The organism is Streptomyces sp. NPDC017991 (genome assembly GCF_044328075.1).
In the GTDB taxonomy this organism is placed as follows: Bacteria; Actinomycetota; Actinomycetes; order Streptomycetales; family Streptomycetaceae; genus Streptomyces.
This window is the reverse complement of record NZ_JBIRGP010000002.1, coordinates 626,209-645,603: the sequence shown is the minus strand read 5'-3', so window position 1 is coordinate 645,603 and position 19,395 is coordinate 626,209. Positions and strand designations below refer to the sequence as shown.

The window sequence follows — 19,395 nt, the reverse complement described above, 5'->3', positions numbered from 1 at the left end:
GGGGTGCCCCTTGCTGCTCCTGTGACGCACGACTCTCGACTGGCTTGTCTGCGGGCCCGGTGGGGGCGGGCCGCGCAGTTCCCCGCGCCCCTGAAGGGGCTAGGCGACCTTCTTGGCCTTTTCGATGGCCTCGGCGAGGTTGTTAAGCATGGGGGTGCACTTGGCGTAGGAGAGGATCGGCTCGGGGGTGCGGCCGATGACCTGGCCGGCCTTCACGGCGGGCAGCTTCTTCCAGGTCGCCTCGGTGATGTCGGCGGGCTGGATGGTCGCGGTGCGGTCGTCCATGATGATGACGTCGGCCGGGTACTTGTCGACGTTCTCCCAGCTCAGGTTCTCGAACCAGCCGCCGCTGGCCTTGAGGACCTTGGCCGGCGGCTCGACGAGGTTCACGCCGAGGGCCTTGAAGTACTCCAGGTCGATGGAGAGGTTCGAGCCGGACACGTAGAAGATGTCCTGGCTGGCGGAACCGGCCAGGACCTTGATCTCCGGGCGGGCCTTGGCGGCGGCGCGCAGGCGCTCGGCGGCCTTCTCGAAGTTCTTCTTCGCCTCGACGGTCTTGGCGGCCTTCACGTCCGCGCCCAGCGACTCGGCGAGCGCGAGCATGCGCTCCAACGGCTTGGGCAGCTGACGGTCGTACACGGAGATGCCGACGCTCGGGGCGAGCTTGGCGATCTTGTCCTTGGACTCCGCGGGGACGTACCAGAGGGTGCCGGCGTCGTCGAACATCGTGGAGATCAGCACGTCGGGGGCGAGCGTCGCATACTTCTCGACGTTGAACTGGCCGTACACGTTGCCGAGGACCGTCACCTTGCTGACGTCCATGTCGCCGGCCTGCACATCGGCCTTGCCGTCCTTCGTCTTGGTCGGGCCGAAGACGCCCTTGACCTCGATGCCGTAGTCGAAGAGGGCGGCGGCGACACCGGTGAACGCGACGATGTTCGCCGGGACCTTGTCGAGCTTCACGGTCTCGTCGCGGTCGTCCTTGAACGTCCAGGGACCGGACTCGGCGGCCTTCGTCCCGTCCGCCGAGCCACCGCTTTTCGGGTCGTCGTCACCGCAGGCGGCCAGCACGGCACCGAGGCCGACGGCCCCGCCGGCGGCGAGGATGCCGCGTCGGGTGAGGTGGGTGGCACGGGCGTTGAACATGGCGTGACTGCTTTCGAACAGGGCGGGAGACCCACCGGACAGACAGATGCGAAGGTAGGTTAGCCTAACCTCAGCTTGTGTCCAGGAGGCGGGTTCCACCTGCTGAAACGCCTGATGCGGCCGGTTGAGTCGCAGTGAGCGGGCTGTGCGGCTACAGCTGCTCCTGAGGCGAAGAAGGCCAGGCCTCCACGCCTCACCGCTTCCGGTCGCCGCGGTACGGCCGGCCGTGCGCGGGCCCACGCCGGTGGCTCACTACGGCGTGAACAACTCCTCCACGCCGGCGGCCGTCACGGCCCGGTCGAACCAGACGCCGAGGGTCTCCAGATCGGTGCAGCCGGTGATGCGCTCCCGGGCGGCTTCGGGGACGTTGATCTCACGGAGGGCGAGGAGGCGGAGGATGTCCTGGGCCCGGCCCCTAGCCTGTCCCAGCGCTTGTCCCTTGATGAGGGTTTCCTCGATGAGGGTGCCGCTGCCGGGGAAGCGACTGGTGTACGTGGTCATCAAGTTCCTCCAGAGTGCGCGCGTCCGGGGGTCGCCCAGACCGATCTCGGTGAATTCCGCCCAGCCCTTCGCGATCTCGCCGCCGGTGTCGACGAGTGCCGTCAATCGCTCGCTGTAGGTGGACTTCCGTCAGGTGGATTGGTCATGGCTGGACCTTCGGATGACTGACCGGTGTGCGCAGGGTGGATATCAGGGCCGCGAGCTGGGGTGGGCTCGTGGTGAGGATGGTTTCCGGGTCGTCGCTCTCGCGGAGGAGGATCGTTCCGGCGGAGGGGGTGGCGACATAGACGCACGAGGAGGCCTCCTCGCTGTAGGTGGACTTCTGCCAGGTGGGTTCCGTCTGCGGCATGGCTCGGCCTTTAGGTGTCTCGGGTGACGTGGTGGATCAGGTCGCGGGAGGCGTCGGGGTCCAGGGCGGCTTCCTCCATGTGGTCCAGGATCAGCCGGTATTTCGACAACTGCGCCGCCGCGTGGATGAGTTCGCTGCCGTGTGCGGCATCGAGCTGCGCCGTGTCGAGTGCGGGGACCGGCCCGTAGGCGTAGTCCAGGCCGTGGCCGACGGTGGGGAACACGGTGCCGTCGAAGGGGATGACCCGGAGTGTGATGTGCGGCTGCTCGCTCATCTTGGACAGGTGCTCCAGCTGGGACCGGGCGACATCGTGGCCGCCGAAACGCATGCGCAGCGCGGCCTCGTGGATGATCGCCGTGTACTGCGGCGGCTGTGCGCGGTACAGGATGCCCTGACGCTTGATGCGGTGGGAGATGCGGTACTCGATCTCGTGCGGGTGGAGCGCCGGAACCGCCAGGCGGAAGAGGGTGCGGGCGTGCTCGGGGGTCTGGAGCAGGCCCGGGATGTTGATGACCTGGGCCATGCGCAGGGCCCGCGCGTGGTGCTCCATCTCCGCGACATCGAGGAAGCGCGACGGCAGTGTGTCCCTGTACTCCTCCCACCAGCCGCGTTCGCGGTATGCCGCCATGGCCACGAGGGCGTCGACCAAGGGCTCGTTGGTGCAGGCGTAGTTGTGGGCGAGTGTGCGGATGCGCTGTTCGCTGAGGCCGAACCGGCCGGTCTCGATGTTGCTGATGCGTGCCTGGTTCGCGCTGATCATCTCGCCGGCCTCGCGGGCGGTCAGTCCCGCCTGCTCGCGTAGCTTGCGCAGTTCAAGGCCCAAACGCAGCTGGCGTGCCGTTGGTGTCTGCCGTGGGGGCATGTTTCCGCTCCTCGCTCTACCTTCCGTGCGGTCACCCACACGAGTGGAGCGTCGGATGTATCCGCAGATTGCGTAGAAACCATTCTACTGCTGCCGCTACGGTGAGACCCGAACCGCTCAACCACCCCCGCCGGTAAGCCGGTAAGCCGGAAGTGCACCGCGTACGTGCTTGTACGCGCCACTGCCACCGCCCGGCCGGGGCAGCGAACCAAGTTCCCCCACCGCAGGCGGCGTTCATGGTCACCGTATCCCCATCGCCGTCGCTCCCGCCGGAGTACGAGGCGTACCTCTCTTGGGTGTACGCCCTCCAACTCCCGCACGATCCTCGCGCGGCGCGCATCGCCCGCGTCACCCTGCGGGCCGTGCTCGCCGGGCACGGGCTGACGCAACTCGTCGACGTCGCCGAACTGTTGGCGTCCGAGCTCGTCACCAACGCCTACCGCCATTCCTCCGGCCCCGCCGCCCTCCGCCTGCGAGGGCTGGCCGGACGCGGGCTGCGGCTGAGCGTCTGGGATACGAACCCGCACATCCCGCCCCCTTTCGACAGGCGGTCGCGGCCCTCTCGGCCCGCACCCGCGCCGGTGGAGGACGACGGAGGGCGCGGGCTCTTCCTCGTATGCCATTACGCGGACGCGTGGGGCGGCTACCGGCTCGGGGACGATCTCTTCGGGGCGAACGGGAAGCTGTTGTGGTGCGAGCTGGGGGAGTCTGCGGCAGGTCGGGCGGGGACTGCCGCGTGAGGGGGCGGGCGGGTCAGCCCGTCAGGCCCAACTCCCGGGCGATCAGCATGCGCTGGACCTCGCTCGTGCCCTCTCCGATTTCCAGGATCTTGGAGTCTCGCCACATGCGGGCCACCGGGTACTCGTTCATGAAGCCGTAGCCGCCGTGGATCTGGGTGGCGTCGCGGGCGTTGTCGACGGCGATCGTGGAGGAGTGGAGTTTCGCCAGGGCCGCCTCCTTCTTGAACGGTTCCCCCGCCACCAGGCGGGAGGCCGCGTCGCGCCAGGCCAGGCGGGCCGTGTACGCCCGCATCTCCATGTCCGCGATCTTGAACTGGATCGCCTGGTTCGCGCCGATCGGGCGGCCGAAGGCGCGCCGTTCCTTCGCGTACTTCACCGACTCGTCCACGCAGCCCTGGGCCAGGCCCGTCGCCAGGGCCGCGATGGCGATACGGCCCTCGTCCAGGATGCGGAGGAACTGCGCGTAACCGCGGCCCTCGGCGCCGAGCAGGTTCGCGGCCGGGACGCGGACGTCCGCGAAGGACAGCTCGCGGGTGTCCGAGGCGTTCCAGCCGACCTTCGAGTAGGGGGCGGCGACCGTGAAGCCCGGGGTGCCGGACGGGACGATGATCGAGGAGATCAGCGGCCCCCCGTCGGGCTTGCGGCCCGTGACCGCGGTGACCGTCACCAGGCCCGTGATGTCCGTGCCCGAGTTGGTGATGAAGCACTTGCTGCCGTTGATCACCCATTCGTTCGTCGCCTCGTCCAGGCGGGCCGTCGTGCGGGTCGCGCCCGCGTCCGAGCCGCCGTCCGGCTCGGTGAGGCCGAACGCGCCGAGCAGCTCGCCCGAGCACAGGCGGGGCAGCCACTCCGCCTTCTGCTCCGGGGTTCCGAAGAGGTGGATCGGCATCGCGCCGAGCGAGACGCCGGCCTCCAGGGTGATCGCCACCGACGAGTCCACGCGCGCCAGTTCTTCGAGGACGATGCCCAGCGCCAGGTAGTCGCCGCCCATGCCCCCGTACTCCTCCGGGAACGGCAGCCCGAACAGGCCCATGCGGCCCATCTCGCGGACGATCTCGTACGGGAACTCGTGCCGTTCGTAGAAGTCACCGATCTTCGGGGCCACGACGTCGTGGGCGAAGTCCGCGACCGTACGCCGCAGTTCGTCGAGCTCGGGGGAGAGGCGGTGGTCCAGGGGCATGAGGGTCACTCCTTGTGGGAGAGGGCGCGGACGGTGCGGGACGGGCTGGGTCGGCCCAGTTGTCCGGCCATCCACACGCTTGTGGCGGTGAGGAGGCCGAGGTCGACCCCGGTGTCGATGCCGAGGCCCGTCAGCATCCACACGAGGTCTTCGGTGGCGAGGTTGCCGGTGGCGCTCTTCGCGTACGGGCAGCCGCCGAGGCCGCCCGCGGACGCGTCCACGGTCGTCACGCCGTGCTGGAGCGCGGCCAGGGTGTTGGAGAGGGCCTGGCCGTACGTGTCGTGGAAGTGCACGCCGAGGGAGGGAGTGGGGACTCCCTCGGCGTTGAGGGCGGTGAGGAGCGCTTGGACGTGGCCCGGGGTCGCCACGCCGATCGTGTCGCCCAGGCTCAACTCGTCGCAGCCCATGTCGAGCAGGGCCCGGCAGACCCGTACGACCTGGGGGACCGGGACCGGGCCCTCCCACGGGTCCCCGAAGCACATGGAGAGGTAGCCGCGCACGTGGGCGTCCTGCGCCCTGGCCCGCGCGACCACCGGCTCGAACATGGCCAGGGCCTCGTCCACCGTCCGGTTGAGGTTGGCCTTGGCGAAGGACTCGGTGGCGCTGGCGAACACCGCGATACGGGTCGCGCCGAGGGCCAGGGCGCGGTCCAGGCCGCGTTCGTTCGGTACGAGGACGGGGAGGGCCGTGCCGGACCGGTCCGCCAGTTCCCGTACGCGGGGGAACAGCTGCTCCGCGTCCGCCAGTTGGGGCACCCACCTGGGGTGGACGAAGCTCGTCGCCTCGATGGTGGTGAGGCCCGCGGCGGCCAGGCGGTGGATGAACTCCGCCTTCGTCTCCGTCGGGACGGTCGTCTTCTCGTTCTGCAGGCCGTCCCGCGCGCCGACCTCGTGGATACGGACCCTCGCGGGGAGGCCTTCGGCGGCTGGTACGGCCATGGGCAGGCCGAGTTCGGGGGTCGTCATGCCTGCTCCTCCGGCGGTTGTTCCTGCGGCGCGATCACGGCCAGGATCTGGTCCATGGCGACCGTCGAGCCCGGGGTGACGTCCAGTTCGGTGACGGTGCCGGCGTGCGGGGCGGAGATGACGTGCTCCATCTTCATCGCCTCCACGACCAGCAGGCTCTGCCCGGCGGTCACCTCGTCCCCCACGGCGACCTTCACGACGGTCACCGTGCCGGGCATGGGGGCGGTGAGGGAGTCCGCACCCGCGTGCGCCGCGCCGGTGAGGGAGGCGGCGACGGGGTCGTGGTCCATGACGTTCCACGCGTCGCCGTCGCGGCCGAGCCAGGTGCCGGAGTGCTGGAAGGTGTGGGTCCGGCCATCCAGGTGGAGGGTGAGGGTGGAGGGGCTTTCTTCTTCCCCAGCCCCGCCCCTTCCCGAAACCGGGGGCAGGCCCCCGGACCCCCACATAATGATGGCCTCCTCGTTCAACCTGACCTCAGTGCCCCGCACCCGGACGGTCACGGGGTCGTGGCCCGGGACCCGTACGTGGTGCACCGTCCAAGCCGTCTCGCCGCCCAGGCGCCAGCCGCTCGGGACCGAGAACGGGTCCGTCCATCCGCCCAGCCCGTCCGGCGTTTGAGGACGAGGCCGTTCAGGCCGATCGGGGGTCTGGGGGCGAAGCCCCCAGGGGGTGAGGGCCGTCTGGCGCAGGATGCCCGCCGCCACGTACACCTCCGGTGGAACCTCCCCCGGGACCAGCCCCTCCACCTCCCGCTCCACCAGCCCGGTGTCCAGCTCGCCCGCGACTACCGCCGGATGCGCCAGCAAGTTCCGGAGGAACCCCGCGTTCGTCTGCACGCCCAGCGTCACCGTCCGGGCGAGGGCTCCGCGCAGGCGGCGCAGGGCCGTCGGGCGGTCGGGGCCGTACGCGATCACCTTCGACAGCATCGGGTCGTACAGCGAGCCGACCTCCGTCCCCTCGCTGAGGCCCGAGTCCGTGCGGATGCCGTCGCCCTGGGGCTCGTACAGGCGCAGGACCGTGCCACCGGACGGCAGGAAGCCGCGCGCGGGGTCCTCCGCGCAGATGCGGGCCTCCACCGCGTGCCCGGTGAGGGTGACGTCGGACTGGGCGAAGCCCAGCGGTTCGCCCGCCGCCACCCGCAACTGCCACTCCACCAGGTCCAGGCCCGTGATCAGCTCGGTCACCGGGTGCTCCACCTGGAGGCGGGTGTTCATCTCCATGAAGTAGTACGAGGCCGGGTCGTCGCCCGGGACGATGAACTCGACCGTGCCCGCGCCCGAGTAGCCGCAGGAACGGGCCGCCTGGACCGCCGCCTCACCCATCGCGGCCCGCGTCCCCTCGTCGAGGAACACGCTCGGCGCCTCCTCGATGATCTTCTGGTGCCGGCGCTGGAGGGAGCACTCGCGCTCGCCGAGGTGCACCACGTTCCCGTGGCCGTCCGCCAGGACCTGGATCTCGATGTGCCGGGGGCGGTCGACCCACCGCTCCACGAGGAGGGTGTCGTCGCCGAAGGAGGCGCGGGCCTCGCGGCGCGCGGCGGCGATCTCGTCCGCCAGCATCGCCGCGTCCCGTACCAGGCGCATACCCTTGCCGCCGCCGCCCGCCGAAGGTTTGAGGAGTACCGGCATGCCGATCTCCCGGGCCGAGGCGGCCAGTTGCGTGTCGGTCAGGCCGCTGCCCGCCGAGCCCGGTACCACCGGGACCCCGGCCGCCTGCACCGTCTCCTTGGCGCGGATCTTGTCGCCCATCAGGGAGATCGCGTCCGCCGGCGGGCCGATGAAGACCAGGCCCGCGTCCGTGCACGCTCGCGCGAAGTCCGCGTTCTCCGCCAGGAAGCCGTAGCCCGGGTGGACCGCCTGGGCGCCGGTCCGGGCGGCGGCCTCCAGCAGGCGCTCCGCCGAGAGGTAGCTCTCGGTCGCCGGGGCCGGACCGATCCGTACCGCCGTGTCCGCCTCGCGCACGTGCCGGGCGTCGGCGTCCGCGTCGGAGTACACGGCCACCGAGCGCACGCCCAGCGACCGCAGTGTCCGGATGACCCGGACGGCGATCTCGCCCCGGTTGGCCACCAATACCGTGTCGAACATCGTTGTGGGTTCCCTTACATCCGGAAGACGCCGAACTGGGGGTCGCCCAGCGGCGCGTTCGCACAGGCGGTCAGGGCCAGACCCAGTACCTGCCGGGTCTCCATCGGGTCGATCACTCCGTCGTCCCAGAGCCGGGCCGTGGCGTAGTACGCGTTCCCCTGGGTCTCGTACTGAGCGCGGATCGGGGCCTTGAAGGCCTCCTCCTCGTCCGTCGGCCAGGACTCGCCGCGGCCCTCCAGCTGGTCGCGCTTGACGGTCGCGAGGACCGACGCGGCCTGTTCGCCGCCCATCACGGAGATCTTGGCGTTCGGCCACATCCACAGGAAGCGCGGGGAGTACGCCCGGCCGCACATCGAGTAGTTCCCCGCGCCGTACGACCCGCCGACCACGACCGTCAGCTTCGGTACGCGGGTGCAGGCCACCGCGGTCACCATCTTGGCGCCGTGCTTGGCGATGCCCCCGGCCTCGTACTGGCGGCCCACCATGAAGCCCGAGATGTTCTGCAGGAAGACGAGGGGGATGCCGCGCTGGTCGCACAGTTCGATGAAGTGGGCGCCCTTCTGGGCCGACTCGGAGAACAGGATGCCGTTGTTGGCGACGACACCCACCGGGTGGCCGTGGATGTGGGCGAAGCCGGTGACGAGCGTCTGGCCGAACTCCGCCTTGAACTCCGCGAAGCGTGAGCCGTCCACCACGCGCGCGATGACCTCGCGTACGTCGTAGGGGGTGCGGGAGTCGACCGGTACCGCGCCGTACAGCCCGGCGGGGTCCACCTTCGGCTCGACGCCCTGCGTGACCGACCAGGGCAGGGGGGCGCGGTCGGGGAGCGTCGAGACGATCGTGCGGACGATCCGCAGGGCGTGCGCGTCGTCCTCGGCGAGGTGGTCGGTGACTCCGGAGATCCTGGAGTGGACCTCTCCGCCGCCCAGTTCCTCCGCCGTCACCACCTCGCCCGTCGCGGCCTTCACCAGGGGCGGGCCGCCGAGGAAGATCGTGCCCTGGCCCCGCACGATGACGGCCTCGTCGCTCATCGCCGGGACGTACGCCCCGCCGGCCGTGCAGGAGCCGAGGACCGCCGCGATCTGGGGGATCCCCGCACCCGACATCCGGGCCTGGTTGTAGAAGATCCGGCCGAAGTGGTCCCGGTCGGGGAACACCTCGTCCTGCATCGGCAGGAACGCGCCGCCCGAGTCCACCAGGTAGACGCAGGGGAGACGGTTCTCCAGCGCCACCTCCTGGGCGCGCAGGTGCTTCTTCACCGTCATCGGGTAGTACGTGCCGCCCTTGACCGTGGCGTCGTTGGCGACCACCACGCACTCGCGGCCCGCGACCCGGCCGATGCCCGCGATGACGCCGGCCGCCGGAGCCTGTCCCTCGTACAGCCCGTCGGCCGCCAGCGGGGCCAGCTCCAGGAACGGTGAGCCGGGGTCCAGCAGCGTGTCCACGCGGTCGCGCGGCAGCAGCTTGCCGCGGGCGGTGTGCCGGGCGCGGGCCCGCTCGCCGCCGCCGAGGCGCGCCGCGGCGAGCTTGCCCCGCAGTTCCTCGACGAGGGCGCGGTGTGCCGCCTCGTTGGTCCGCCAGGCCTCCGACGCGGGATCGGCCGCGCTGTGGAGCTCCGGTGCCTCGTGCATCCTGCGGTCCCCTCACCCGGTGTGCCCGGTCAATGAACCAAGTTAATGAGCGTTAACGCGTTTCGCTCAGGTTAACGAGCGCTAACCATCCTGTCTAGAATTGCGTCCATGGCCACCAGAACCGACGCCCCCACCCGCCGCGAGCAGATCCTCCGTGCAGCCGCCCGCCTCTTCGCCGAACGCGGCTTCCACGGGGTCGGTGTCGACGAGATAGGTGCGGCGGTCGGCATCAGCGGGCCCGGCCTGTACCGCCACTTCGCCGGCAAGGACGCGATGCTCGCCGAGCTGCTGGTGGGGATCAGCGAGCAGTTGCTGACCGGCGGCAAGCTCCGCGTGGCGGAGTCCCACGGGAGCCCGGAGGCGCTTCTCGACTCGCTGATCGAGGGGCACATCGACTTCGCGCTCGACGACCGCCCGCTGATCACCCTGCACGACCGCGAGCTGGACCGCCTCCGGGACACCGACCGCAAGCTCGTACGGCAGCTGCAGCGCCAGTACGTGGAGCTGTGGGTCGAGGTCGTGCGGGAGATCCATCCCGCGCTGGCCGAGCCGGGTGCCCGTTCTGCGGTGCACTCGGTCTTCGGGCTGCTGAACTCCACGCCGCATCTGGGGCGGCCCGGATCGCTGCCCGGACGGGCGGGCACGGCGGAACTGTTGCACCGTATGGCGAGGGGCGCCTTCGCTGCCGCGGGGGCGCCCGGCGCGGCCGGGGCGACCGGGTCCGCCGGAGCGGGCGGAGTCGCCGGGGCGTGACGAGCGTCTCGGGGAGCCTGGGGGTCCTGGTCTGGACGATGGTCGTGACCGGCCGGTAACGTAGACCTGAGCAAGCGCTTAGGTGTGCGCTCGGACATGGAAACTTGAGCCAGGCGGAGGTGGCGGCGGTGCGCCGTACGGTGTTCAGCGAGGATCACGAGGCGTTCCGGGAGACCCTGCGCGCCTTCATCGAGGCCGAGGTCGTACCGGTCTACGACGAGTGGTTCGCGGCGGGCCAGGTGCCCCGCGACTTCTACTACAAGCTCGCCGAGCTGGGCGTCTTCGGCATCCGCGTGGACGAGGAGTTCGGCGGCGCCGGCATCGACTCGTACAGGTTCGAGGCCGTGATGTACGAGGAGACCGCCCGCGCGGGTGTCTCCTTCGGCGGCTCCGGTGTGCACGTGCTGCTGGGCCTGCCCTACATCAAGGCGCTCGCCACCGACGAGCAGAAGAAGCGCTTCCTGCCGAAGTTCGTCTCCGGTGAGGAGATGTGGGCCCTCGCGATGACCGAGCCGGGCACCGGCTCCGACCTCGCGGGCATGAAGACCACCGCGAAGCTCTCCGAGGACGGCACGCACTACGTCCTCAACGGCGCCAAGACCTTCATCACCGGTGGCGTGCACGCCGACCGCGTGATCGTCTGCGCCCGCACCTCCCCGTCCACGACCGAGGACCGCCGCTTCGGCATCTCCCTCTTCGCCGTCGACACCAAGGCCGAGGGCTACTCGGTGGGCCGCAAGCTCGACAAGCTCGGCCTGAAGACCTCCGACACCGCCGAGCTGGCGTTCGTCGACGTGAAGGTGCCCGTCGAGGACCTGCTCGGCGAGGAGAACAAGGGCTTCTACTACCTCGGCGGCAACCTGCCCTCCGAGCGCTGGGGCATCGCCTTCGGCGCGTACGCCCAGGCCGCGGCGGCCGTCCGCTTCGCCAAGGAGTACGTGCTTGAGCGCACGGTCTTCGGCAAGCCGGTCTCGCACTTCCAGAACACCAAGTTCGAGCTGGCCGCCTGCCAGGCCGAGGTGGACGCCGCGCAGGCGGTCGCCGACCGCGCCCTGGAGGCCCTCGACCAGGGCGAACTGTCGGCGGCCGAGGCCGCGTCCGCGAAGCTCTTCTGCACCGAGGTCGCGCACCGCGTCATCGACCGCTGCCTCCAGCTGCACGGCGGCTACGGCTTCATGAACGAGTACCCGATCGCCCGCCTGTACGCGGACAACCGCGTCAACCGCATCTACGGCGGCACCAGCGAGATCATGAAGTCGATCATCGCCAAGAACATGGGCCTGTAGGGCTCGCGAAAACATCCGGGAAACGACTGCACGGTACAACTGACGCATGAGTGAGGCACTTGAGGGACTGCTCGATCTGCTCGACCTTGAGCGGATCGAGCAGGACATCTTCCGCGGCCAGTCGCGCTTCGCCGTCGTCCCGCGCGTCTTCGGCGGGCAGGTCGCGGCGCAGGCACTGGTCGCCGCGGGGCGTACGGTCCCCGCGGACCGGCTCGCCCACTCGCTGCACGCCTACTTCCTGCGTGCCGGAGACCCCGGCGCGCCCATCGTCTACACCGTCGACCGCATCCGCGACGGCCGGTCCTTCACGACCCGCCGGGTGGTCGCCGTCCAGCACGGGCAGCCGATCTTCCACCTCTCCGCGTCGTTCCAGACGTACGAGGAGGGCATGGACCACCAGGCCGACATGCCGCCCGCGCCCGACCCGGAGACGCTGGAGACCACGGCCGAGATGCTGCCGCGGTACCTGGAGGCGTACGGGGACCGGGGTGTCGCCCAGCGGATGCTGGAGGCCCGGGCCGCCGTCGACCTGCGCTATGTCGACGCGCCGCCGTTCGCCAGCGTCGGCAGGCCGCGCGAACCGCGTTCGCAGGTCTGGTTCCGCACCAACGGCAAGCTCGACGGCGCGATCGACGAGCCGTTGCTGCACGTCTGCCTCGCCACGTACGTCTCCGACATGACGCTCCTCGACTCCGTGCTGCTCGCCCACGGGCGCGGCGGCTGGGTCACCGGGGACGTCGTCGGGGCCTCCCTGGACCACGCGATGTGGTTCCACCGGCCGTTCCGCGCCGACGAATGGCTCCTGTACGACCAGGAGTCGCCGTCCGCGTCCGGGGGGCGGGGCCTGGGGCAGGCCCGTATCTACACGCGGGACGGGCGCTTGGCGATCACGGTGATCCAGGAGGGGGTGGTCCGGATCCCACGGGACTAGTCGCCTACTTGTCTGCGCTCAGGCCCGCCGCGTCCAGCAGGTACGCCGTCATCGGGTCGTAGTGGCGGGGGCTCGTGACGTGGTCGTCCATGGGGACGGTCACCTGGACCGTGCCCTCGGCCTCGGCGAGGAACAGGGCCGGGTCGTTGCAGTCCGCGTAGCCCACGGAGTCCACGCCCAGCTGGCCCGCGCAGCCCGCCCAGCCGTGGTCCGCGACGACCAGGTCGGGCAGGGGGCGGCCCTCGCCCTCCAGACCCTTCAGGATCGCCCGCATCGGCTCGCCCGAGTGGGTGTGCCACAGGGTCGCGCCGTGCTCCAGGACCGCGACGTCGGCGAACTGGAAGACGTACCCCTCGTCCGTGGTCAGCCCGTCCGGGATGACGACGATCTCGCAGCCGGCGGCACGCAGGGCGGCGGCGGTGGCGCGGTGCACGTCGAGCAGGCCGCCCGGGTGGCCCGTCGCGAACAGCACGCGCTGTCTGCCGTCGGCTGCCTTGCGCAGGCGGCCCGCCATGCGCTCCAGCGCGTCGACGGTCAGCTCCGGGTCGATGGTGTCCTGGCCGTACCGGTACTCCGGGTCGTCGTTCACACCGCACCGCTCGGCCATCACCGCGAGGACGTCCTGCTCGTCGGTCCAGCGGTCGCCGAGCTCCAGCCCGAGCCAGTAGTTGCGGTCGCCGTTGGCCAGCTTGCGGTAGTGGGAGAGGTTGTTCTCGCGGGGGGTGGCCACATTGCCCGCGATACGCGTCTGTACGAGGTGGTCGAGGAGGTCGGCGCGGTGGGGGGTCACGGGTATCGGCATACCCCCATTCTGCCGGTGCGCTCCGCCGGGTGGTGCCGGGTATCGAACCGTGGGATTTGAGTCACTCGGGGGTTTGGGGGTGGGGTGGGGTGTTTGCCGGCTGCGGGCCGGTGGGGGCCGGCCGCGCAGTTCCCCGCGCCCCTGAGGGGCGGGGCTTCGCCCCGGGCCCCGAGACCGGACGGTTGTCGGCCGCGGGCCGGATGTGGCCGATCGCGCAGTTCCCCGCGCCCCTGGAAAGCGGGGCTGCGCCCCTGCTGGTTTTCAGCCGTCCGGCGTTTGAGGACCGGGGGGCCGGGGGCGGAGCCCCCAGGTGGTGACGGGACGGGTAGGGGCGGCGGGGGCGGAGAACGGTTACAGCTGACTCAGGGCGAACCACAGGTTCATGCGGACGTCCGGGTCGTCCAGGTCTGTGTCCAGGAGGGCCGCCGCGCGAGCGACCCGCTGGCGGACCGTGTTGCGGTGGACCGAGAGCGCCACCGCCGTACGGTCCCAACTGCCGTGCAGGGAGAGCCAGGTGCGGAGGGTCTCCGTGAGGGCGGGGTTCCCGGCGATCGGCGCCAGGACCGCACGGGCGTGCGCGGCGGCCTCGGCCGGCGGGACGAGCCCGGCCAGCCCCGGCAGGTCACCGTGGCGGACCAGGTCCGCGCGGGTGGCCCGCGCCCGCGACAGGGCCCGCGCCGCCTGGACGTCGCCGGTCCGCCACTCGCCCGGGACGACGGCCGCGCTCGCACCGCACGTCCAGCCGGGCTGGGCGACGGGTTCGCGCCGGCCGGCGGGCACGAGGACCCGTACGACGTCACCGTCCACGTCGACCAGCGGAGACCCGAGCGCCGCCCCGAGCGCCGACGCGGCGACGGCGTCCGGCGCGGCCCCGGCGTCCGGCCGCGCGTGCACGACGACCCACCGCCCGCCGGCGTCCAGCAGCGGCGCGACCTCCTCCGGCGCGGCCCCCAGCAGCACGCGTACGAGCGCCGAGGAGCGGGCCGCTCCCGTACCGCTCTGGTGCTCCCCGGTGAGGAGGGAGAGCAGGACCGCGCCGACGGAGGCGATCGTGTGGTCACCCGGATCGCGGCGGGCGGCGGCCACGCCCAGGACGAAGCCCTGGCCGGTGCCGAGGGCGTACGCGGCGAGATGGACACCGGCCACGGTGTCACTCGCGGAGGACGGCGTCGGTCCGCCGGAGCCACCCTCGGTGGCGGGCCGCACCACCGCCGCCAGCCCCGCCAACGCCGCACCCACCTCCGCCCCGGCCCCGGCGCCCGGCAACCGCCCCGCCGAAGCCACCTCGCCGCCGTCCGGGGCGTACAGCGCGGCGCGGCCCCCCACCCGCTGGGCGAGCTGCCGGAGCACCGACGGAACCGGGTCCGGGCGCGCCGCGGCGGCGGCCAGGCTCTGCTGGGCCTCCGTGACGCGGCGCAGCTCGGTGTGCCGGGCCTGGGCCATGAGCTGCCAGACCGCCCGTGCCACCCCCGAGAAGGTCGTACGGGGCGGCACCTCCACGAGCGGCAGCCCGTAGTGGTCGCAGGCCTCGACCAGGGCCCGCGGAACCGTGTCGTGCACCGGCGCCACCCCGAAGCCGAGCGCGGCGCCCCCCGCCTCGACGATCCGCGACACGTACGCGTCGAAGTAGGTGCCGGAACCCGCCGCCTCCGGAATGTGCACCCCCGCCGTCAGCAGCAGCTCCCCGCCGAGCAGATACGGGTACGGGTCCGCCATCTCCGAGGTGTGCGCCCAGTGGATCACCGTGGCCGGCTCGCTCGGGCCCGCGATCTGCCGCAGCCCGAGATCCTCCCGGGCCAGCAGGGCGGCGAGCGCGACCGGCGGGGTGGGCGGGACTGCGGGAACCGCGGAGTCCGGCATGGTGGACGTTTCCTCCATCCGATCCGGTGACAGTGGATGAAACGTACACTTCAGTGCCGCTTTCCGGCCACCTAACGTCATGGTGGCCACCGAGAGAGCGAGGGAGGGCCCCATGGCCGTCGACTACACAGTGATCGTCGTCTATCTCGCCGGGATGCTGGCCATGGGCTGGTGGGGCATGCGCCGTGCCAAGTCCAAGAGCGACTTCCTGGTCGCCGGACGGCGGCTCGGCCCGACGATGTACTCCGGCACGATGGCCGCGATCGTCCTCGGCGGCGCGTCCACCATCGGCGGCGTCGGCCTCGGCTACCAGTACGGGCTCTCCGGCGCCTGGATGGTCTTCACCATCGGCCTCGGACTCCTCGCCCTGTCCCTCTTCTTCTCGGCGCGCATCGCCCGCCTGAAGGTCTACACCGTCTCCGAGATGCTCGACCTGCGCTACGGCGGCCGGGCCGGCGTGATCTCGGGCCTGGTCATGTGGGCGTACACCCTCATGCTCGCGGTCACGTCGACCATCGCGTACGCCACGATCTTCGACGTCCTCTTCGACATGAACCGGACGGTCGCGATCATCCTCGGCGGCTCGATCGTCGTCGCGTACTCGACCCTCGGCGGCATGTGGTCGATCACCCTCACCGACATGGTCCAGTTCGTCGTGAAGACCATCGGCGTGCTGCTGCTCCTGCTGCCCATCGCCGTCGTCAAGGCCGGCGGGTTCAGCGAGATGAAGGCGCAGCTGCCCACCGGCTACTTCGACCCGCTGGGCATCGGCGGCGAGACGATCTTCACGTACGTGCTCATCTACACGTTCGGCATGCTGATCGGGCAGGACATCTGGCAGCGCGTCTTCACCGCGGGCAGCGACCGCACCGCCAAGTGGGGCGGCACCGTCGCGGGCACCTACTGCCTGGTGTACGCGCTCGCCGGCGCCGTCATCGGCACGGCGGCCAAGGTCCTCTACCCGAAGCTGGCCAGCCCGGACGACGCCTTCGCGACCATCGTGAAGGACGAACTGCCCGTCGGCGTACGGGGACTGGTGCTCGCCGCCGCCCTCGCGGCCGTGATGTCCACGTCCTCCGGCGCCCTCATCGCCTGCGCGACCGTCGCCAACAACGACATCTGGTCGCGGCTGCGCGGAGCCGTCCGGCCCGGCGGCGAGGAGGGCGGAGAGCGCGACGAGGTCCGGGGCAACCGGGTCTTCATCCTCGTCATGGGCATCGCGGTGATCTGTACGGCCATCGCGCTGAACAACGTCGTCGAGGCCCTGACCGTCGCCTACAACCTCCTCGTCGGCGGCCTCCTCGTGCCCATCCTGGGCGGTCTGCTCTGGAAGCGCGGCACCGCCCAGGGCGCTCTCGCCGCCGTCGCGGTCGGCGGTCTCGCGGTCGTCGGCCTGATGGCCGCGTACGGGATCCTCGCGAACGAACCCGTCTACTACGGGCTCCTCGCCTCCCTCGCCGTGTACGTGATCGTCTCCCTCGTCACGCCCGCCACCGACGCGGCGGTGCTCGCCGCCTGGCGCGAACGCCTCGCGGGCCGGGGCTCCGAGCCCGCCGCCGAACTCAAGGAAGAGAGTGTCACCCGATGAACAGCAACGAGACGCCCCGCGGGCCCGTCGACTCGTCCCGCGTACCGCGCTACGCGGGACCGGCGACCTTCGCCCGGCTGCCCCGCCTCGACGAGGTCACCACCACCGATGTCGCCGTGGTCGGTGTGCCGTTCGACGCGGGCGTCTCGTACCGGCCGGGGGCCCGCTTCGGCGGGAACGCGATCCGTGAGGCGAGCCGGCTGCTGCGGCCGTACAACCCGGCGCAGGACGCCTCGCCGTTCGCCCTCGCGCAGGTCGCGGACGCCGGTGACATCGCCGCGAACCCGTTCGACATCAACGAGGCCGTGGAGACCATCGAGGGCGCCGCCGACGAACTCCTCGGCACCGGCGCCCGGCTGATGACCCTCGGTGGCGACCACACCATCGCGCTGCCGCTGCTGCGCGCGGTCGCCCGCAGGCACGGCCCGGTCGCGCTGCTGCACTTCGACGCGCACCTCGACACCTGGGACACCTACTTCGGCGCCGAGTACACGCACGGCACCCCGTTCCGGCGGGCCGTCGAGGAGGGCATCCTCGACACCGAGGCGCTCTCCCACGTCGGCACCCGGGGCCCGCTGTACGGCCGGCAGGACCTCACCGACGACGAGAAGATGGGCTTCGGCATCGTCACCTCCGCCGACATCTACCGGCGCGGCGCCGACGAGGTGGCCGACCAGCTCCGGCAGCGCATCGGCGACCGCCCGCTCTACATATCCATCGACATCGACTGCCTCGACCCGGCCCACGCGCCCGGCACCGGCACCCCCGAGGCCGGCGGCATGACCTCCCGCGAACTGCTGGAGATCCTGCGGGGCCTCGCCTCCTGCCACCTGGTCTCCGCGGACGTCGTCGAGGTCGCCCCCGCGTACGATCACGCCGAGATCACCTCGGTCGCCGCGTCCCACACGGCGTACGAGCTCACGACCATCATGTCCCGCCAGATTGCAGAGGCCCGAGCGCAGTGACCCACGACCACGACCTGGTGCTCCGTCCGACCGCGGCGCAGACGGAGGCCGCGCTCGATCCGCCGCCCGGCCGCAACGGCGGAGACCTGGTCGTGGAGACCCTCACCGGTCTCGGCGCGACCACCGTCTTCGGGCTGCCGGGACAGCACGCGCTCGGCATGTTCGACGCGCTGCGCCGCTCCGACCTCGCGTACATCGGCCTGCGGGTCGAGAACAACGCCGGGTTCGCGGCGGACGCGTACGGCCGGATCACCGGCGAGGCCGCCCCGCTGCTCCTCTCGACCGGCCCCGGCGCGCTGACCTCGCTGGCCGCGCTCCAGGAGGCGGCAGCCGCGAGCGCCCCCGTCCTCGCCATCAGCAGCCAGATCCCGGGCGCGGGACTCGGCGGCGGCCGGCACGGCTACCTCCACGAACTCCCCGACCAGCAGGCCTCGTTCAGGGGTGTGGTGAAGTCCGTCCACACGGTCCGTACGCAGTCGCAGATCCCCTCCGCGATCGCCGAGGCCTGGGAATCGGCGCTCACCGCCCCGCACGGGCCCGTATGGGTGGAGATCCCGCAGGACGTGCTGCTCGCCGAGACGGCCCTGCCCGCCGTCACCGCCGTGGACGCGGCGCCCCACGACCTGCCCCCGCGCCCCGAACTGACCGCCGTGGCCGCCGACCTGCTCGCCAACGCGGCCCGCCCGGTGATCATCGCGGGCGGCGGAGTCGTACGCGCCGACGCGTCGGGCAAGCTGCGGCAGCTCGCCGAGCGGCTGAACGCGCCCGTCGTCACCACCTTCGGGGGCAAGGGCGCCTTCCCCTGGAACCATCCGCTCTCGCTGCAGTCCTGGCTGGAGGACCGGCACACCACGGACTTCCTGGAGGACGCCGACGTACTCCTCGTGGTCGGCTCCGGGCTCGGCGAACTCTCCTCGAACTACTACACGTTCAAGCCTCGCGGCCGGGTGATCCAGATCGAGGCCGACCTCGGGAAACTGGAGTCCAACCACCCGGCCCTCGGCATCCACGCGGACGCCCGCCTCGCCCTGTCGGCGCTGCTCGAAACCCTCACGGGGAAGCGGCAGGACGCGACGGCCACGGACCGCGTACGGGCCGTGCTCGACCTCGTCCGCGAGCGGATCGACGCGCAGGAACTCACCCTGGAACAGCGGGTGCTGGCGGCCGTACGGGAAGCCCTGCCGGACCGGTCGGCCAGCTTCTGGGACATGACGATCCTCGCCTACTGGGCCTGGTCGGCCTTCGACGCCCGGCGCCCCAACACCATGCACTCCGCCCAGGGCGCGGGCGGCCTCGGCTACGCCTTCCCGGCGGCCATCGGCGGCGCGGTCGCCGACCCCACCCACCCGGTCCTCGCGGTCTCCGGCGACGGCGGCGCGCTCTACTCCATCGCCGAACTGGCCACCGCCAGGCAGCACGACCTCGACGTGACCTGGCTCATCGTCGACGACGGCGGCTACGGCATCCTGCGCGAGTACATGACGGACGCCTTCGGGCAGTCCACGGCGACCGAGCTGACCCGCCCGGACTACGTGGCGCTCGCGGAGTCCTTCGGCGTCCCCGGCGTACGGACCAGCGCGGAGACCCTCGCCGCCGACCTCGCCAAGGCCCTCGCCACCCCCGGCCCCTCGGTGGTCGTGCTGCCTGCCCTGCTGCGGATGTTCGCGCCGACGCACCTGGGCTGAGCGAATCCCCTTTTCCGGGGCCGGACATGACGGTGGGGCGGCACGGGGCCGCCCCACCGTTGGTGCC

The 19,395-nt window shown here is 71.5% G+C and carries 17 protein-coding genes; 7 read left to right on the top strand and 10 right to left on the bottom strand.

Features of this window, described 5'->3' with window-relative positions:
• Positions 1 to 99 precede the first annotated feature (99 nt).
• The 4 genes from ACH4DZ_RS07350 to ACH4DZ_RS07335 all read right to left on the bottom strand — a co-directional run bounded on the left by ACH4DZ_RS07350 (position 100) and on the right by ACH4DZ_RS07335 (position 2,858).
• Positions 100 to 1,146 (bottom strand): ABC transporter substrate-binding protein, encoded by a 1,047-nt coding sequence (locus ACH4DZ_RS07350; RefSeq protein ID WP_398285970.1) that lies wholly within the window; start codon positions 1,144 to 1,146, stop codon positions 100 to 102.
• Positions 1,147 to 1,398: 252 nt separating this feature from the next.
• Positions 1,399 to 1,752 carry a hypothetical protein gene (locus ACH4DZ_RS07345; protein ID WP_398285969.1) on the bottom strand — a complete coding sequence of 118 codons (354 nt, stop codon included), beginning with the start codon at positions 1,750 to 1,752 and terminating at the stop codon, positions 1,399 to 1,401.
• A gap of 37 nt (positions 1,753 to 1,789) precedes the next feature.
• Entirely contained in the window at positions 1,790 to 1,996 is a 207-nt protein-coding gene (locus tag ACH4DZ_RS07340; RefSeq protein WP_398285968.1) for a DUF397 domain-containing protein, read from the bottom strand.
• Positions 1,997 to 2,006: 10 nt separating this feature from the next.
• Positions 2,007 to 2,858 carry a helix-turn-helix transcriptional regulator gene (locus tag ACH4DZ_RS07335; protein WP_398285967.1) on the bottom strand — a complete coding sequence of 284 codons (852 nt, stop codon included), beginning with the start codon at positions 2,856 to 2,858 and terminating at the stop codon, positions 2,007 to 2,009.
• 236 nt (positions 2,859 to 3,094) lie between these two features.
• Between ACH4DZ_RS07335 and ACH4DZ_RS07330 the strand changes: the two genes are divergently transcribed.
• Positions 3,095 to 3,598: an ATP-binding protein gene (locus tag ACH4DZ_RS07330; protein ID WP_398285965.1), complete on the top strand. Its 504-nt coding sequence runs from the start codon at positions 3,095 to 3,097 to the stop codon at positions 3,596 to 3,598.
• 13 nt (positions 3,599 to 3,611) lie between these two features.
• Here the strand turns inward: ACH4DZ_RS07330 and ACH4DZ_RS07325 are convergent, their stop codons facing one another.
• The 4 genes from ACH4DZ_RS07325 to ACH4DZ_RS07310 are packed head-to-tail and all read right to left on the bottom strand — an operon-like array spanning position 3,612 to position 9,458.
• Positions 3,612 to 4,772 carry an acyl-CoA dehydrogenase family protein gene (locus ACH4DZ_RS07325; RefSeq protein ID WP_398286228.1) on the bottom strand — a complete coding sequence of 387 codons (1,161 nt, stop codon included), beginning with the start codon at positions 4,770 to 4,772 and terminating at the stop codon, positions 3,612 to 3,614.
• An 11-nt stretch (positions 4,773 to 4,783) separates the two neighbouring features.
• Positions 4,784 to 5,743 carry a hydroxymethylglutaryl-CoA lyase gene (locus tag ACH4DZ_RS07320; protein WP_398285964.1) on the bottom strand — a complete coding sequence of 320 codons (960 nt, stop codon included), beginning with the start codon at positions 5,741 to 5,743 and terminating at the stop codon, positions 4,784 to 4,786.
• On the bottom strand, positions 5,740 to 7,827 hold the full coding sequence (locus tag ACH4DZ_RS07315; protein WP_398285963.1) for an acetyl/propionyl/methylcrotonyl-CoA carboxylase subunit alpha: 2,088 nt from the start codon (positions 7,825 to 7,827) through the stop codon (positions 5,740 to 5,742). Before ACH4DZ_RS07315 ends, ACH4DZ_RS07320 begins: the two co-directional genes overlap by 4 nt.
• Before the next feature lie 14 nt (positions 7,828 to 7,841).
• On the bottom strand, positions 7,842 to 9,458 hold the full coding sequence (locus tag ACH4DZ_RS07310; protein WP_398285962.1) for a carboxyl transferase domain-containing protein: 1,617 nt from the start codon (positions 9,456 to 9,458) through the stop codon (positions 7,842 to 7,844).
• 108 nt (positions 9,459 to 9,566) lie between these two features.
• On the opposite strand from ACH4DZ_RS07310, the gene ACH4DZ_RS07305 reads away from it, so the two are divergent.
• The 3 genes from ACH4DZ_RS07305 (at position 9,567) to ACH4DZ_RS07295 (ending at position 12,428) form a co-directional block, all read left to right on the top strand.
• Positions 9,567 to 10,211: a TetR/AcrR family transcriptional regulator gene (locus ACH4DZ_RS07305; protein WP_398285960.1), complete on the top strand. Its 645-nt coding sequence runs from the start codon at positions 9,567 to 9,569 to the stop codon at positions 10,209 to 10,211.
• 128 nt (positions 10,212 to 10,339) lie between these two features.
• On the top strand, positions 10,340 to 11,497 hold the full coding sequence (locus tag ACH4DZ_RS07300; RefSeq protein ID WP_398286227.1) for an acyl-CoA dehydrogenase family protein: 1,158 nt from the start codon (positions 10,340 to 10,342) through the stop codon (positions 11,495 to 11,497).
• A 46-nt stretch (positions 11,498 to 11,543) separates the two neighbouring features.
• Positions 11,544 to 12,428, top strand: a complete 885-nt coding sequence (locus tag ACH4DZ_RS07295) for an acyl-CoA thioesterase (RefSeq protein WP_398285959.1) — start codon at positions 11,544 to 11,546, stop codon at positions 12,426 to 12,428.
• Between the two features lie 4 nt (positions 12,429 to 12,432).
• On the opposite strand, the gene ACH4DZ_RS07290 is transcribed toward ACH4DZ_RS07295, so the two are convergent.
• Positions 12,433 to 13,230, bottom strand: coding sequence for a phosphatase (locus ACH4DZ_RS07290; RefSeq protein ID WP_398285958.1), 798 nt, complete (start codon positions 13,228 to 13,230; stop codon positions 12,433 to 12,435).
• 351 nt (positions 13,231 to 13,581) lie between these two features.
• Entirely contained in the window at positions 13,582 to 15,090 is a 1,509-nt protein-coding gene (locus tag ACH4DZ_RS07285) for a PucR family transcriptional regulator (protein WP_398285956.1), read from the bottom strand.
• Positions 15,091 to 15,202: 112 nt separating this feature from the next.
• On the opposite strand from ACH4DZ_RS07285, the gene ACH4DZ_RS07280 reads away from it, so the two are divergent.
• The 3 genes from ACH4DZ_RS07280 to ACH4DZ_RS07270 are packed head-to-tail and all read left to right on the top strand — an operon-like array spanning position 15,203 to position 19,328.
• Positions 15,203 to 16,678 (top strand): sodium:solute symporter, encoded by a 1,476-nt coding sequence (locus ACH4DZ_RS07280; RefSeq protein WP_398285955.1) that lies wholly within the window; start codon positions 15,203 to 15,205, stop codon positions 16,676 to 16,678.
• On the top strand, positions 16,675 to 17,643 hold the full coding sequence (gene speB, locus ACH4DZ_RS07275) for an agmatinase (protein ID WP_398285954.1): 969 nt from the start codon (positions 16,675 to 16,677) through the stop codon (positions 17,641 to 17,643). Before ACH4DZ_RS07280 ends, speB begins: the two co-directional genes overlap by 4 nt.
• On the top strand, positions 17,640 to 19,328 hold the full coding sequence (locus tag ACH4DZ_RS07270) for a thiamine pyrophosphate-binding protein (RefSeq protein WP_398285953.1): 1,689 nt from the start codon (positions 17,640 to 17,642) through the stop codon (positions 19,326 to 19,328). The genes speB and ACH4DZ_RS07270 overlap by 4 nt, the downstream gene beginning before the upstream one ends.
• Positions 19,329 to 19,395 lie beyond the last annotated feature (67 nt).